The sequence below is a fragment of the Bradyrhizobium sp. 40 genome, assembly GCF_023100925.1.
Taxonomy (GTDB): domain Bacteria; phylum Pseudomonadota; class Alphaproteobacteria; order Rhizobiales; family Xanthobacteraceae; genus Bradyrhizobium.
In genome coordinates, this window is the sequence record NZ_CP064688.1 from 4270891 (window position 1) to 4284559 (window position 13669).

16 protein-coding genes and 1 pseudogene are annotated in these 13669 nt (G+C 62.4%); 5 read left to right on the forward strand and 12 right to left on the reverse strand.

Annotation, left to right across the window (positions count from 1 at the left end; all coding sequences use genetic code 11):
- Positions 1-226 precede the first annotated feature (226 nt).
- Positions 227-577 carry an AraC family ligand binding domain-containing protein gene (locus tag IVB40_RS20880; protein ID WP_247286491.1) on the forward strand — a complete coding sequence of 117 codons (351 nt, stop codon included), beginning with the start codon at positions 227-229 and terminating at the stop codon, positions 575-577.
- 88 nt (positions 578-665) lie between these two features.
- Here IVB40_RS20880 and IVB40_RS20885 read toward each other — a convergent pair whose 3' ends face one another.
- The 5 genes from IVB40_RS20885 to IVB40_RS20905 form a co-directional block, all read right to left on the reverse strand.
- Entirely contained in the window at positions 666-1424 is a 759-nt protein-coding gene (locus IVB40_RS20885; protein ID WP_247816152.1) for an SDR family oxidoreductase, read from the reverse strand.
- A gap of 167 nt (positions 1425-1591) precedes the next feature.
- Entirely contained in the window at positions 1592-2473 is an 882-nt protein-coding gene (locus IVB40_RS20890; protein ID WP_247816153.1) for an AraC family transcriptional regulator, read from the reverse strand.
- A gap of 238 nt (positions 2474-2711) precedes the next feature.
- Complete coding sequence (locus tag IVB40_RS20895) at positions 2712-3116, reverse strand: nuclear transport factor 2 family protein (RefSeq protein WP_247816154.1); 405 nt, start codon at positions 3114-3116, stop codon at positions 2712-2714.
- Position 3117: 1 nt separating this feature from the next.
- Complete coding sequence (locus IVB40_RS20900; protein WP_247816155.1) at positions 3118-4014, reverse strand: MBL fold metallo-hydrolase; 897 nt, start codon at positions 4012-4014, stop codon at positions 3118-3120.
- A gap of 72 nt (positions 4015-4086) precedes the next feature.
- A complete protein-coding gene (locus tag IVB40_RS20905; protein WP_247816156.1) occupies positions 4087-4731 on the reverse strand; it encodes a DsbA family protein in 645 nt (214 codons plus the stop codon).
- Positions 4732-4840: 109 nt separating this feature from the next.
- Between IVB40_RS20905 and IVB40_RS20910 the strand changes: the two genes are divergently transcribed.
- Positions 4841-5746 (forward strand): LysR family transcriptional regulator, encoded by a 906-nt coding sequence (locus tag IVB40_RS20910; protein ID WP_247816157.1) that lies wholly within the window; start codon positions 4841-4843, stop codon positions 5744-5746.
- A 107-nt stretch (positions 5747-5853) separates the two neighbouring features.
- On the opposite strand, the gene IVB40_RS20915 is transcribed toward IVB40_RS20910, so the two are convergent.
- Together IVB40_RS20915 and IVB40_RS20920 are read right to left on the reverse strand one after the other, a co-directional pair.
- A complete protein-coding gene (locus IVB40_RS20915) occupies positions 5854-6861 on the reverse strand; it encodes an acetylserotonin O-methyltransferase (RefSeq protein WP_247816158.1) in 1008 nt (335 codons plus the stop codon).
- Between the two features lie 222 nt (positions 6862-7083).
- Positions 7084-7980, reverse strand: coding sequence for a LysR family transcriptional regulator (locus IVB40_RS20920; RefSeq protein WP_247816159.1), 897 nt, complete (start codon positions 7978-7980; stop codon positions 7084-7086).
- Positions 7981-8247: 267 nt separating this feature from the next.
- Between IVB40_RS20920 and IVB40_RS20925 the strand changes: the two genes are divergently transcribed.
- Together IVB40_RS20925 and IVB40_RS20930 are read left to right on the forward strand one after the other, a co-directional pair.
- Positions 8248-8982 (forward strand): SDR family oxidoreductase, encoded by a 735-nt coding sequence (locus tag IVB40_RS20925; RefSeq protein WP_247286501.1) that lies wholly within the window; start codon positions 8248-8250, stop codon positions 8980-8982.
- Positions 8983-9023: 41 nt separating this feature from the next.
- Entirely contained in the window at positions 9024-9617 is a 594-nt protein-coding gene (locus IVB40_RS20930; protein ID WP_247286502.1) for an NAD(P)-binding domain-containing protein, read from the forward strand.
- A 191-nt stretch (positions 9618-9808) separates the two neighbouring features.
- On the opposite strand, the gene IVB40_RS20935 is transcribed toward IVB40_RS20930, so the two are convergent.
- Positions 9809-10480: a glutathione S-transferase family protein gene (locus IVB40_RS20935; protein ID WP_247816160.1), complete on the reverse strand. Its 672-nt coding sequence runs from the start codon at positions 10478-10480 to the stop codon at positions 9809-9811.
- Between the two features lie 153 nt (positions 10481-10633).
- Here IVB40_RS20935 and IVB40_RS20940 point away from each other — a divergent pair, with 153 nt between their 5' ends.
- Positions 10634-11548 carry a LysR family transcriptional regulator gene (locus tag IVB40_RS20940; RefSeq protein ID WP_247816161.1) on the forward strand — a complete coding sequence of 305 codons (915 nt, stop codon included), beginning with the start codon at positions 10634-10636 and terminating at the stop codon, positions 11546-11548.
- Positions 11549-11631: 83 nt separating this feature from the next.
- Here IVB40_RS20940 and IVB40_RS20945 read toward each other — a convergent pair whose 3' ends face one another.
- The 4 genes and pseudogenes from IVB40_RS20945 to IVB40_RS20960 all read right to left on the reverse strand — a co-directional run bounded on the left by IVB40_RS20945 (position 11632) and on the right by IVB40_RS20960 (position 13649).
- Positions 11632-12015: a hypothetical protein gene (locus tag IVB40_RS20945; protein ID WP_247819569.1), complete on the reverse strand. Its 384-nt coding sequence runs from the start codon at positions 12013-12015 to the stop codon at positions 11632-11634.
- Between the two features lie 56 nt (positions 12016-12071).
- A pseudogene (locus tag IVB40_RS20950) lies at positions 12072-12164 on the reverse strand (integrase); the annotation flags it as partial.
- A 154-nt stretch (positions 12165-12318) separates the two neighbouring features.
- Entirely contained in the window at positions 12319-13110 is a 792-nt protein-coding gene (locus tag IVB40_RS20955; RefSeq protein ID WP_247816162.1) for a hypothetical protein, read from the reverse strand.
- A complete protein-coding gene (locus IVB40_RS20960) occupies positions 13110-13649 on the reverse strand; it encodes a hypothetical protein (RefSeq protein ID WP_247816163.1) in 540 nt (179 codons plus the stop codon). Before IVB40_RS20960 ends, IVB40_RS20955 begins: the two co-directional genes overlap by 1 nt.
- Between the last annotated feature and the right edge of the window lie 20 nt (positions 13650-13669).

Consider the following 13669-nt stretch of genomic DNA (forward strand, 5'->3'; position numbering starts at 1 on the left):
GAAGCGAACGACGGGGTCTCGTATCATGGAGATACGTGGCGAACATCCAATGTTTGCGCCGAGGTGACCGTCGCCGCGCGCTTGGCACTGACCGTCTCCTGCGCTCCACCCATCGTCCGCGCCATCTGCGTCAAACGGCCCCGCAAAGGCGCGTTGAACAAAACACTTGCTAGGGGCTTCTATCTCCTCAACCCGCCAACTTTGATCGCAAGACGGAAAAAATCTCATGCAAGTTCGCAAGTTTGCAATTCCCGACGCAACGTTCGAGCGCTCGCCCGGACAGGATGGAGAGGTGTTCGCCGGTAATGTGATCGACCAACGCCACGGCGCGCCGATCACCATCGGCTACGGCCGCTACGCGCCCAACCAGAGCATCGACGAGAAGCTCGCCGTGGACGACGTCATGATCGTCCTCGAAGGGAAGCTCTCGGTGTCGAGCAACGCCGGCACTGTGACCGCCGGTCCGGGCGAGATCGTCCACATGCCCAAGGGCGAGCAGGTCACCATCCGTTCGCACGACCAAGGCGCCGTCACCGCTTATGTCACCTATCCGCACTGGCAGGAGGCGCGCGGGTGAGGCAGGCCTTCGCGCCCGCGCACCCCGCTATCAATTGGTTCGATCGACGGCGCAGAGTCCGGTCGATCGAGCCGGAGCGGGTTCGCCGTCAGGTCAGGCGCACGGACATGCCGCCGTCAACCGTCATGGGGCTGCCCGTCATAAACGAGGCCCGGTCGCTCAGGAGAAAAACCGCCGCCTGCGCGATCTCCTTGGGACTGGCCATCCGCTTCATCGGGTGAAGCCCGGCGATGAAATTCAGGGCGTCGGGATTTCCTTCGCCTGCCGCCGGGGTGATGGTTCCTCCAGGCAGAAGCGCGTTGACGCGGATGCCTTCGGCCGCATGCTCGGCGCCCAGTGATTGGGCCAGGCCGATCAGTCCTGCCTTTGAGGCTGCGTACGCCGCCATTCCCGGCAGGCCCCCGTTGCTGAAGCCAACGAAGGACGAGGTAAAAACGATCGAACCGCCGCCCTGCTTGCGCAGCGCCGGGATCTGCGCCTTTGCGCTGAGGAACGCCGAGGTGAGATTCACCGCAAGCACATCGGTCCAGTTTTCGACGCTCATCTCGGGGACTGGCGTCATGTCGCCGACAATGCCGGCATTGTTGAAGGCGCCGTCGAGCTTTCCGAAAGTCTTGACGGCGTGCTCGACAAGGCGGGCTGCATAGCCGGTGTCCCGAACATCGCCGGCGAGAAACGTCGCGCGCCCTCCGGCGCTCTTGATGCTTGCAACAACGGCCTGCAGCTCGGGGCCGCGACGCGCCCCGAGCACCACATCGGCGCCTTCGGACGCGAACAATGATGCTGCGGCAGCACCGATGCCGCTGCTGGCGCCGGTTATGATGATCGTCTTGTTTGCCAGTTCCACCGCGAGACTCTCCTGATGTCAAAAAGGAGCCGAACAAGACATCAGGCACCAGCGAGCTGCCACCCGTTTCCCGAGTTGAACGCGGGATCACATCGTGGCGGTATTGATCCGCGAATGGCGGCCTGCCGGTTTCCGTGATCGGAGTGACAGGCCGCCGTCAGCAGACGCTACTTCAGCGGCAAGAAAACGTCCGCGACCGTCTCGTGCTCCGGCACCTCCGGGAACAGGCTCAGCCGCTGGCAATAGATCGGGAAGTCGCGCGCTTCTTCGCCGCTGGCGGGAAGCCAGTCGCGATAAAGGAAGAGCGCGGCCGGCTCGAGATTGTCGGTGTAGCCGACGACGCGCAGCACCGCGCAACGTCCGCCGGGGATCTCGCCGGCCTTGATCTCTTCGCCGTTCGCCGCGATCGGCTGGTCGGTCCCGACGCAGAGGTCCGTGCTGTACTCGGCCGGCGAGGCAGGACGCCGCTCGGAGCGCCAGACCGTGAAGGTCGGACTTGTCCTGGGGTGCAGGTTCGCCGCCTTGCGCCACGCGATGAAGCGCTGGATCGTGGCGGGAAGCGTCGCCGGGTCGCCGCGATGCTCCATGATCGCCACCTCGGTGGGTTGCACATCGCGGATCGTCACGTCGTCAAAGGTAAAGGTCTTCTGCATGAGCTTGTTCCTCGCATTGTCGAGAGGCCCGAAGGCCGCAAGCCACGGCTCCCAGTCGGGAGACTTCCGGAACGACGACGGCGATTGCCCGAACCGTTGCCGGAAGGCGCGGGCGAAGGCATCCGGTGCATCGTAACCGGCATCCATCGCAATCTCCGTGACATCAAGGGCGTCCATGTAGGCCAGCTGATGCGAAGCGCGCTTCATGCGGGCCAGCTGGACATAGCGATGCACTGATAATCCGAAGGTTGCCGAGAACTGCCGGTGGAAATGAAATTTTGAGAAAGCCGCAACAGCACTCACCGTGTCCAGATCCAGATCATCGTCGAGATGCCGGTCGATATGATCAAGCACCCGTCGCATCCGGTCCTGATAGTTTTGCAGCGCCGCCTTCATCGTCCCTCCTCCGTGGCGGCTCCATCTAGTCGCTGACGGCCATGACACGCTCGACCGATCTTGCGGTTTGGCAGGCATCCCGTCCATCCTATTTTGAGCGTGATGGGTGCCTGCGCAAGGATCAAGACGGCGGCAACGGACGTGGCGAACTTCATCAGATCTGGCGGCCGTCAAAACGGAAAAAGGGAGCCCGCATGTCGCGGGCTCCCCTCTCGTATGTTCCGACATCATACCGCTGCTAGCGGTCAGCAGGCTCCAACGCCTTCTGCACCATCGCGGTGTCGACATATTGCGTCATGCTGGCGATCTTGCCGTCCTTCAGCAGATAGAGATGCGCGAACGTCGCGCGCATGGATGTGCCCGTCGCCTTGTAGGTGCCTGAGTAGACGCCGAAGGCGGCGACGCGGTCGCCGTCTTCGAGATAGGTGTGAACATCGGCGCGGTAGCCGGTCCATTCAGTGGCGAGACGCCGGAACACACCTGAGATGATCGCGTCGGGTCCGACATAGGTGCCCGCGTACGGAAATCCTTCCGCTTCGGTCCATGCGGCATCGGGAGCGAGAGCGGCCAAGAGATTGCGGCCGTTCTCTTCCGACGACGATCCCTCGTAGATGGCGCGGATCAGGTCGAGATTGCCAGCCATCTCACCCCCATTTCATCTCGCCGGTGGCGACCTTGGCGCCGATGTCGAGCGCAACGCCCATGCCGAGGCCGGGGAAGCGCGCCTCCATCGCCGCCTTGAGCGCCGCGGACTCCTTGACCTTCGCCAGCTCTTCGTCGAACGCCTTGAGGTAGGCGATGGTGTGCTCGACACCGGACAGATCGGTTTTTGCATCCACCGACAGATGGCCGGGCACGACGACCGCCGGCTTGCGCGCCGCGATCTTTTCGAGATTGGCGATCCAGGCGGCGCGCTGCTCCCTGGTTGGCGTGTCGGCGGTCCAGACATGGACGCCGGAGAAGATCAGCACGCCGCCGAACACCGCGTTGAGCGAGGGCACGAACAGATAGCGCCGGTTGACCAGGCCGTCCGCGCTGACGATCTCGATGGTCTCGCTGTCCACGCTGAGCGTCTTGCCGTCGAACGCTTCGGGGATGACCACATCGGCGAGCACCTGCGGGCCGTTCGCCTTGAGCTGCGGCCCCCAGACGGCAAGCTTCTTTTCGACGCTGGCGTTAATGGCCGCCAATGTTGCGGGCGCCGCGAGCACGCGGGCCTCCGGGAACGCCGCCTTGATGGCGCCGAGGCTGAAATAATAATCCGGGTCCGACTGGCTGATATAGATGGTGGTGAGCTTCTTGCCGGTGGCCTTGATGGCGTCAGCGACAGCCTTGCCATCGGACAATGTGAAGCCGCCATCGATCAGCACGGCTTCTCTCGGCCCGGACACCAGAACGGGAGCCCGGAAGAAGCCGTTCTGTCCGGCTGGAAAATGCTTCCAGGTGAGTCCGCCGGCGGCATGGCCGACGCCTGCGGGTGCGAAGACTGCTGCGGCGCCCGCGGCGAGAGTGGTTTTCATGATGGTTCTCCTTGTCAGCATGTTGGTCTCCTGGTGCTGGTCTGCAATTTCGAAATTCAAATGGGATGGTCTCGACTGTGTTGATCGCTGCGCTCACGCCGCCTTCAGTCCATCGATCAGGACGTCCAGGCTGCCGAACAGCGCGCTTGCCTGCACAAGGCGGCGATCATTGCCGGTGCCTACGATCAGGGCCGGGACGCCGTTGGCGCCGAGCCGGCGCATTTCGGCACGCGCTGCCTCGAGACGCGCGCGATACGCGGCGATCAATACGGTGTCGGGGCTCGCCAGGCGGGCGGCAACCTCCGGCAAATTCATCGCGCAGAGCACATCCGACAGAACGGACATGTCCGTGCTGTCGCGGCCCTCGACATAGCGGACGAGCTGGAAGGCCTTCAGCGCCGCGAACTCCCGATCAGGCGCCGTGAGCGCGACAGCCGTGAGCGCCAATGTGGCCGGGCCGGAGTCGAACAGGCGCGTGCGGTTGCCCAGCACATCGCGGCGATAGGCTTCGCTGAAGGGCTGGCCGCTCAAGCGCGAAATCCGCTGGTCGTTGGTCCAGGCATAGGCGGCAAAGCCGTCGTCCATCGGACGCGCGCCCTCGCCGGCGAACAGGCCTGTCGGCGCAAGTTCGACCGCAAAATCCGGTCGGGCGACGAACTGTTCGAGCAACGTGGAGGCGCCGTAGCACCAGCCGCAGAGCGGGTCGAACAGGTAGGTGATGGGAATGCGCGCGGACATGGCGATCTCCTTGAACCGCAATGTGGCACGCGCACATTGGTAGATAAATATCAACAAAACAGACATAATGTATGGCATTGGTTGACAATAAATCTGACCGGAGGAGCCTATGAACCTGAATCGCCTCGCCTATTTCGCAGCCGTCGTGGACACCGGATCCTTCACGCGGGCCGCCGAGCGGCTCGGCATCACCAAGGCCGTGGTCAGCCAGCAGGTGGCGCAGCTGGAGCGCGATCTCGGCACCAGCCTGCTCGTGCGCACGACGCGCCGGGTTCATCCGACCGAGGCGGGCCGGATGTTTCATGCGCGCTGCGCCATGATCCTGCGCGAGGCCGAGGATGCCTTCGACGAACTCGCCCAGGCAGCCGCCGCGCCGACCGGCACATTGCGGATCACGGCGCCGAACGACTACGGCACCGCCGTCGTCGTCGCCGTCGTCACCGCCTACGCGGCACGCTATCCCAACTGCCGGGTGGAGTTGACGCTCGAAGATCAGACGGTCGACCTCGCCTCAGGCCAGATCGACATGGCGATCCGGGTCGGCTGGCTGGTCGATTCCAGCCTGCAGGCGCGCAAGATCGGATCGTTCCGGCAATGTCTGGTCGGCGCTCCCGCGTTCACGGATCGGATCGCCGCCGCGCGCGATCCCGACGACCTCGTGACGCTCCCGTTCGTCGCCAACATGGCGCTGCGCGAGCCGCTGCTGTGGCAGTTCTCGCGCGGCGATCTCGATCGACGCGCCGTGCGCCTGCAGGCGAGCATCGCCATCGACACGACACCGGGCGTGCTCGCGGCCGTGCTCGCCGGCGGCGGTCTGTCGGTGCTGCCGGATTTCCTGGTGGCCGACGATCTCGCGGCCGGGCGCCTCATCCACATCCTGCCGCAATGGCAACTGCCATCCGGCGGCATCCACACGGTCTACCCTGCGGCTCGCTTCCGCCCGCCCAAGGTCACCGCGTTTGTGGAGATGCTGATCGCGGCTCAGCGACAGGGGAGTTCGGTCGGGGCGGATTAGGGCATGTACTCGCTAAGCGGCTAGCGGCGATAACCAGACCTCAGGTTACGAAAGCGCATCTGATGCGGCCTCCCTGCGGGTGAAGCAAGGTCCCACACCAGTTCGGTCTAAGCGGAAACTGCCTCGATGACCTGGAAGTGCGAGCCCGCGCGAGTTGTGCCGCGCATCTCAAATCCGGCCGTTCGGCATAGCTCGGAATATTCTTCGTAGCTCCGTTCCAGTGCACCGAGCATGACAAGCATATTCAGGTCACTGAATTTCGAGATTGGCCCCTCGTTCGGCGGCTCCACCACACGTTCGACAAGGAGCAATCTGGCATCAGCGGTCATCGCGCGGCGGCAGGTCTTCAGGATAGAAATCGCCTCCTTATCGTCCCAATCGTGGATGATCGCCCGCATCACGTAGGCGTCGGCCCCCTCCGGGATCGTTTCAAAGAAACTGCCTCCAACGATTTCGCATCTGTCGGCGACATCATGTTGGGTCAGAACTTCAGCCGCCTTGCCAACCACGTGCGGCTGATCGAACAGCGTTCCGCGCAGGCCCTTGTTTGCGCCGAGAATTCCCGCCAACAGTTGACCTTGGCCACCCCCGATATCCGCGACGTGACGAAAACGGCTAAAATCGTAGGCGGCGATTATGGCCTCGATGGCGCCACGAGAATTGGCCGTCATGGCTCGGTTGAAGATCGCGTTCTCATCTGGACGGGTGCTGCGATACTCCCATACGCTCTGACCGTTGAGATGCCGAAAGGCATTCTCCCCAGTGCGGACGCTGTGTTCAAGATTGCCCCAGGCCTGCCAGGCATAAGGTCGGCCGACATATGCGGCCCAGCCGTCGAGTGGCGTCGGCGAGTCAGAACGAAGACACTCGCCGATCGGAGTGAGCGAGAACATCTTGTTCTCGGCCTCATGGAAAACACCGGCTGAAGCCAGCGCCCGCAAGAGCCGATAAAGTGTCCTGGGATGCGATCCGCTGAGCCGAGCAAGTTCGTTGCTGCTTAGTGGCCCGTGACTGAGGTGGTCGGCTATGCCAAGCCGGGCCGCTACGTGAATGGCCTGCGAAATCTGATAGCCGTTAATCAGCCGCGTAAGGTCCGAGAAAGCATTCGCGGTCATGATTTCATCTCCTCGCGCGGCCACGCGCACAGTGAAGATCCATCGAGCGCGGGCACTCGTGCAAACCGATGATATCGCAGAAATTGCGGTACGCACGCTGTATCGCAACGAAGGCCTTCAGATTCGACGCGGCTTAGGGGCCACAAGCCGCCGATCACGCTCAAGGTGGGTGAATCCCGCTTTGCTTTGGCGAGCCGAGCCAAGCCGGTGACCCACCCCGCCTCAGTCGCGCGCCACCGACAGCCCTGCCAGCAGCGGCGCATACGCGGCGAGCCGGCGGGATACGAACTCCGTGAAGAGCCGCACGCGCTTGGTCTTGCGTGTCTCGCCCTGTGTGAGGAGCCAGACCGTTCCGTACATGTGCAACTCGCTGCCCGGCACCCTCGCCAGCAGCGGGTCGGCATCGCCGACGAAGCACGGCAGCGTCGTGATGCCGAGCCCTTGCCGGACCGCAACGATCTGCGCCCCGGCGTCCGTGACCCTGAATGGAACGCCCGTGATGCGAACCTCACCGGCGCTGGCCCAGTCCGGGATGCCGTGCATGCTGATGACGATCCAGCGGACGGGATCAGGCGCGCCGGCACGCCACGCGGCCAGTCGATCCCTGGACATGTAGACGCCGCCGAACAGCTCCGGTCCCTTCATGCCGTGAAGATTTTGCGGCAGGGTTTTGCGGTCGTAGACGACGCGGATCGCGACGTCGGCCTCCCGGTTGGTCAGATTTGCCAGCTCGCCGAACGACAGGATATCCATCTCGATGTCGGGATGCAGACGCGCGAAATCGGCGAAATCAGGCATGAGCAAATGTGTCGCCATCGGCGGCGCCAGCGTCACCCGCAGACGCCCGCGCACGCTCTGGTCGCGCCCGAACACGCGCGTCTCGAGCTGGTGCGACGACGCTTCCATTTGGTCGGCAAATTCGAGGACCTCCTCGCCCGCAGCCGTCAGCCGGTAGCCCGAAGGCAGCTTTTCGAACATCTGGACCCCGAGGCGTTCCTCGAGCTGGGCGATGCGTCGCAGCACGGTCGCGTGGTTCACGCCGAGGTGCTCGGCGGCCGCCCGCACCGAGCCTCCCCGCGCGACGGCTAGAAAATAGCGAACATCGTCCCAGTCGATCATGGTGCAATCCCGCACCGCGCGGTGCGCCTTCCAAGTCCAATCGAATGCCTCGTACCGCAGTATGGGCGGTCATCATAGCCCCGTTCCGGCAGGCGCAGCCCCTTCCCAACGGCCCGACGTCGATCGTCGCCGCTGGCGTCAGTCGTCCGGCCGGATCGATTTCGCACCACCGATGTGCGCGTTTCCGCACTGAACGCCTGCCGCCGCCGGACCTATCTCGCGGGTCTCGGGGGCAGATGCTGTCCCGACACCACGACAGGAGAAATCATGGGAAAGCTTGACGGCAAGGTTGCGGTCATCACGGGTGGATCGAGCGGCATGGCGCTGGCGAGCGCCAGGCGGTTCGTTGAAGAAGGCGCTTATGTTTTCGTCACGGGCCGGAGGCAGGAGGCGCTCGACGACGCCGTCAAGTTGATTGGCCGGAACGTGACGGGCGTGCGCGGCGACGCGGCCAATCTCGACGACCTCGACCGCCTGTTCGAAACGGTCAAGCGGGACAAGGGCAGGATCGACGTCCTGTACGCGAGCGCCGGCATGGGCGAAGCCGTCCCACTGGGCGAGATCACCGAGCAGCATTTCGATGCAACCTTCGGCCTGAATACGCGCGGCACGCTGTTTACTGTGCAGAAGGCGTTGCCGCTGTTTCGCGATGGCGGATCGATCTTCATGACGGGGTCCGTTGCGTCGGTGAAAGGTTTTCCTGGTTACGGCGTGTATGCGGCGAGCAAGGCGGCGCTGCGCTCATTTGCACGCACGTGGCTCAACGAACTGAAGGGCAGGAATATCCGGGTGAACGTGCTGAGCCCGGGGCCGATCGCCACACCGATGCAGGATCAGGTTCTCACCGAGGAAGCGAAGCGGATGTTCGAATCCCTGATCCCCAGGGGAACGATGGGTCGTCCTGAGGAAATCGCGGCGGTCGCGCTGTTTCTTGCTTCAGACGATTCGAGCTTCGTGAATGGGGTGGAGTTGTCGGTCGACGGCGGCTTCTCGGCCATCTGAACGGCCCGGAAATCAATATCAACACGGATTGGAGAAATATTATGAGCTACGCAATCATAGGATTCGGCAAGATCGGCCAGGCCCTCGCCCATGCCTTCGCCCGTAAAAGCATCGCCGTAACGGTCGCGAGCCGCCGGCCGCCCGAGGCGTTGGCGCCGCAGGCCCGGGCGATTGGACCCACGGTCGTCGCCAAGTCGCTGCGGGAAGCACTGGAGGCCGACACGATCATCCTGGCGGTCCCATTCGGGGAGCATCGCGAGGTTGCGAAGGCCCTGCCGAGCTGGAAAGGCAAGACGATCATCGACGCGACGAACGGGTTTGGAGAAGAGCTGGATGGTCTTCTGTCCTCCGCTGTCGTCGCGAAGGCGTTCACCGGCGCCAAGCTCGTGAAAGGTTTCAATCACCTGGGTGCGGCCACTCTGGCCACCGATCCGGTCGTCGAGGGCGGCCACCGCGTCGTCTTTCTCTCGAGCGACGACGACGACGCGATTGCTCCCGTGGCGGCGCTGGCCAAACAACTCGGGTTCGCACCCGTCAAGCTGGGAAAGCTCAACGAGGGTGGCGCGCTGGTGCACGCACGCGGCCGGGTTTGGGGCCCGCTCATCTTCCAGGATTTGTTCAGGAAGGAGCAGTAATCGGCGTATCGGCGCCGTTTCAGGAGCGGAGCGACGCCCGGCGAAGCGGGCGGATTACGCCTTGCGGCTAATCCGCCCTGCGCACTGGCCGTGACGACCGCAGGCGTGCCCTCTACCGCCGCATCGACAACCGCGGAGAACCTGGCCTTGGCATCGCGAATTCAATTTCGCGTATGGGCAAGCCTGGATTTTTATAGCTTCACACCGACGCTCGTCAGAAAGCTTCCCATACGGTTGTCAACCTCGGCCTTCGTCTCCGCCCACGCCGGGAACGACCGAAGAAGATTGTCGTGCCAGGCGATCAAGTTCGGATAGTCCTTGAACGGAAACTTTGCACGATCGACCTGGGAGAAAGGCGCCGCAATATCGATATCAGCAAAGGTCAACGCATCGCCAACCATGAACTTGCGGCCTTCAAGATGCTGGTCGAGGACCTTCGCTGCGGCGCGGATCTTACGCTCCGCGAACGCGATGAGGGACTCGTCCTTCGGCAAGCCAATGATCGTCTTGGCGACGCGCTCGTCGAAGAGAGTGGTCGTGAAGGTGCGCCACTGTTCGCCGGACCAGAACATCCACTGAAGCACCTGGAATTGCTCCTCCGGCGTGGTTCCGACCAGCGGCGAGTTCACCTTGCTGGCGAGATACAGATTGATCGCTGACGCTTCCCAGACAATGGTGTCCCCATCCTCCAGAACCGGAGTGAGACCGTTGGGATTGAGACGTGATTTGAACGCGTCGGTTTGGCTCTCGCCTTTGAAAAGGTCGACGCTCACGCGATCGAGTTCAATGCCCATGATCTTCGCAGCCGTGGTCACGCGACGCAAGCTGCCCGAGCCCGCATCACCATAGATCTTGATTGCCATAACTCTTCCTTTCAGCACGGCCCCTCAGCGGGCGGCCGACTGCCGAGTCGCATATTCGTTTTGCAAATGAAATTGACGCCTATAGAATGGTATCTATTCTTGAGAGGAATGGATTGAGGATTGCATGCGTGGCCCGGCGTGTCCGGAAAACATGTGACGGATAAGCTGGACGCGATGCGGATGTTCGTGCGCGTCGTCGAAAGCGGAAGCTTTTCGCAGGCGGCGCGTGACCTCAACGTCAGCCAGCCGACCGTCAGCAAACAGCTCGCTGCGCTCGAAGCGCGGCTCGGGACGCAACTCCTCGCGAGAAATTCCCGTGCCCTTGCCGTGACGCCGGCAGGACAGGACTATTACGAGGCCACCGTCCGTATCCTTCAGGATATCGACTCGCTCCAAGAGAGAGTCCTTGAGGGGCAGTCCGCCCCTTCAGGGCTGGTCCGCGTGACCCTCTCGCCGGCCTTCGGGAGGATGTTCGTTATTCCCCGGCTATCGGATTTCAGGAACCGTTTCCCGGACGTCGCGATTGAGATGGAAGTCTCCGGGCGACACGTTGACCTCATCGAGGAGGGGATAGACGTCGCGATCCGTATCGGTCGGCTTTCGGATTCAGCACTCGTCACCCGGCGCATCGGCGACATGCGGATGATAACCGTGGCCTCCGCCAGCTATCTTGCCCAACACGGCACGCCGCAAACGCTAGACGAACTGCGCAACCACCAGCGCATCAGCTATGTCTACCAGGGCGATATCATTGGGTGGGGTTTCCACGTCGACGGCCGGCAGGTCACGGTGGACGGTGGCGGAGCGTTCCGCACAAATGACGCCGAGCATGTCCGCGGCGCGGTCCTCGCGGGCCTCGGCATCGCCCATCACGCGAGTTGGTTGTTCACGGATGTGCTGGCGTCGGGCGAGGTCGTACGCATTCTGGCCCAGCATGCGCCGCCGCCCTTTCCGATCAACGCAGTCACCGCTGCCGGACGGCGCATGCCTTCCCGCGTGCGGCAATTCATCGATTTCCTCGCTGCGATTTGCGCCGAGGAGCCGGAATTGAGGGTCGGCGAAGGCTAAAGCCGCAGGGATTGGACGGCGTGACCGGACAGTGCACTAAAGTTGAGTCCGGTTTTGCGCACTGTCACCATAACCGAGCCGGATCACTTTTTGGTCGTGCCCTCAGATGGCAGCTGTGCCGACCCGCCGATTTTCGTCGAGACCACGTAGACGTCGACGCCGCTCATCGAGCATTCCTCGCTTGATGCCTGGCTTTTCGTGATGACCTCGGTTGTCTTGCCATCCTTGGTGTGAAACGTGATGTCGTAAACCTGCTGGTAGAGGTCCTTGCCGATCTTTTCGGATGCGAGACGAACGGCCTTGGTCTGCGCCTCGATCACTGATGGGATATCAATCAGGCCGGCGTTCTTGAGGTGCACGAGGGCCATGTTGGTGGGCCAACTCGCGCAGTCCGGAGACTTCGCCAGAGCCACCGCAGCCGGCATGACAAATATTGCGGCCATCACCACTTTCAACGCGGCGCGCATCAATGCACCACCTTGATGGTGGTCGCCACTTTCCCAGATCTGCTTGCGCCTTTGATGGGCAGGACGGCAACGTACATGCCGTCGCGGTCGCCGCGCTTGTAAAGCTTCTCGCCAGGCTTGAGCTTCTGAAGTCCCGTATCGGTCAACAAGGTATTCTCCGTTGGGTTCGCCGCCAGATTCCATCATGGCACATGATGGTACAGAACCGACTGCAACGGAGCCCCTAAAAACGTGCCCTCGCATCAGTAAAGCTATGGCCAGCAGCACCACGAAAAAATATTGATGGTGCTTTTGCTGCTCCGCCTACTCTGGCGGAACCTCCAACAAGTCGCACATTACCAACCGCACCCACGCGTGCACCCGAACAACCTCCTTCTTATCGGTCGCCGTATGCGTCGAGATGCTTGTGCGGTTGTAGACCGATCGCGTGATGCCGCCCAGAATGTCCTCGATCCCTTGCACGGCGCTCTCCGGCGCCGCCATAGCCCCGTGCGGAGTGTCGCGCTTCTTAAGGATGTACCGTACCTTCTGCTTCATCGTCGGACGGTGCGCATCCTTTTCCAACTTGAACCCCGACTCCTTCGTGATCGCCTCGTCAGGCGCTAGCACATCGAGTGTTTCGCGTAGAGCTTCGCGCAGGTCCGTTGCCGGACCTCTCCACGACTCTCGCTTGTCCGCACCTAAGTCCACTAAAGCTTGAGAGTACGCCGCCGCAGCAGCGGGGCAGACGTCCCGTAACGTCTCAATAATAAGCTGATCGGTTGCCGTACGCCTGCCGGCCGATCTTGCAGCAGCCGAGGTAAGAGCTGCACCCTCCAGTTTTACGAGCAGTTGCTTCGCCAATGTCAGGCGATCCACCACCTTCGTTCGGCTCGGCTTGCCTCGCGCTGCCGAGTGCAACTCCTTAAATATCCCATCGGCGGCAAGCGCGTCCTCGGAATCGGCAAACGTCGACCGCGTGTCGAAGTAGGCAGCGCACAATGTCCGTATCTTCTCACAGTCCAAGCCGGCCTGAATTTGCGCTCCCGGACCGCTCTTCAGCGATCGCCTGAGTTCGTCCGTCTTCTTGAGCAACGCCTCGATAGTGCCGGCCATCAACTCTTGCCTTTACCTGGAAGTTGATGTGCAACGAGGTTGTGACCGACACGTGTGAGTTTGTACGCGCCTCGAGCCGCGCTCTCGAAGTAGCCCGCGCCTCGGCAGTCAATTAATAATTGCTCTAGCTTGGTCGGCAATGCGAACCTGCCCTGCTTAAAGTACTTCTCGATGTCTTCGATCGTGATGACCTCCTTGCGCTCGTCGCCCGTGGCGATCTCGGCGAGGTAGTACGCAACCACGCACGCCATCTGGCGTGCCGACGAAGGATTTTTCAGCTCTTTAAAGGTCTTGATGTCCATCCCCGAGTATTCGTTCTCGGCTGCACGAGGCGGCGGGGGCGCTGCGCGCTCTTCCTGGGGTGGCTCCTGCCGCTTGCCAGCAACTTCGCCCGGTCCCGAGATGTTCAGATGTGCATAGACCGCTCTTAGGATCGTTTGCTGGTCAGCCGCCTTAAAAGCTCCAAGCGCAGTAATGACTTGGTCAATAGCCTGACCAAGCGTCAGCTTCACGTGTTCATCACCAGACGCATCAGTCATCTCGGGTCTCCGAATTCTCG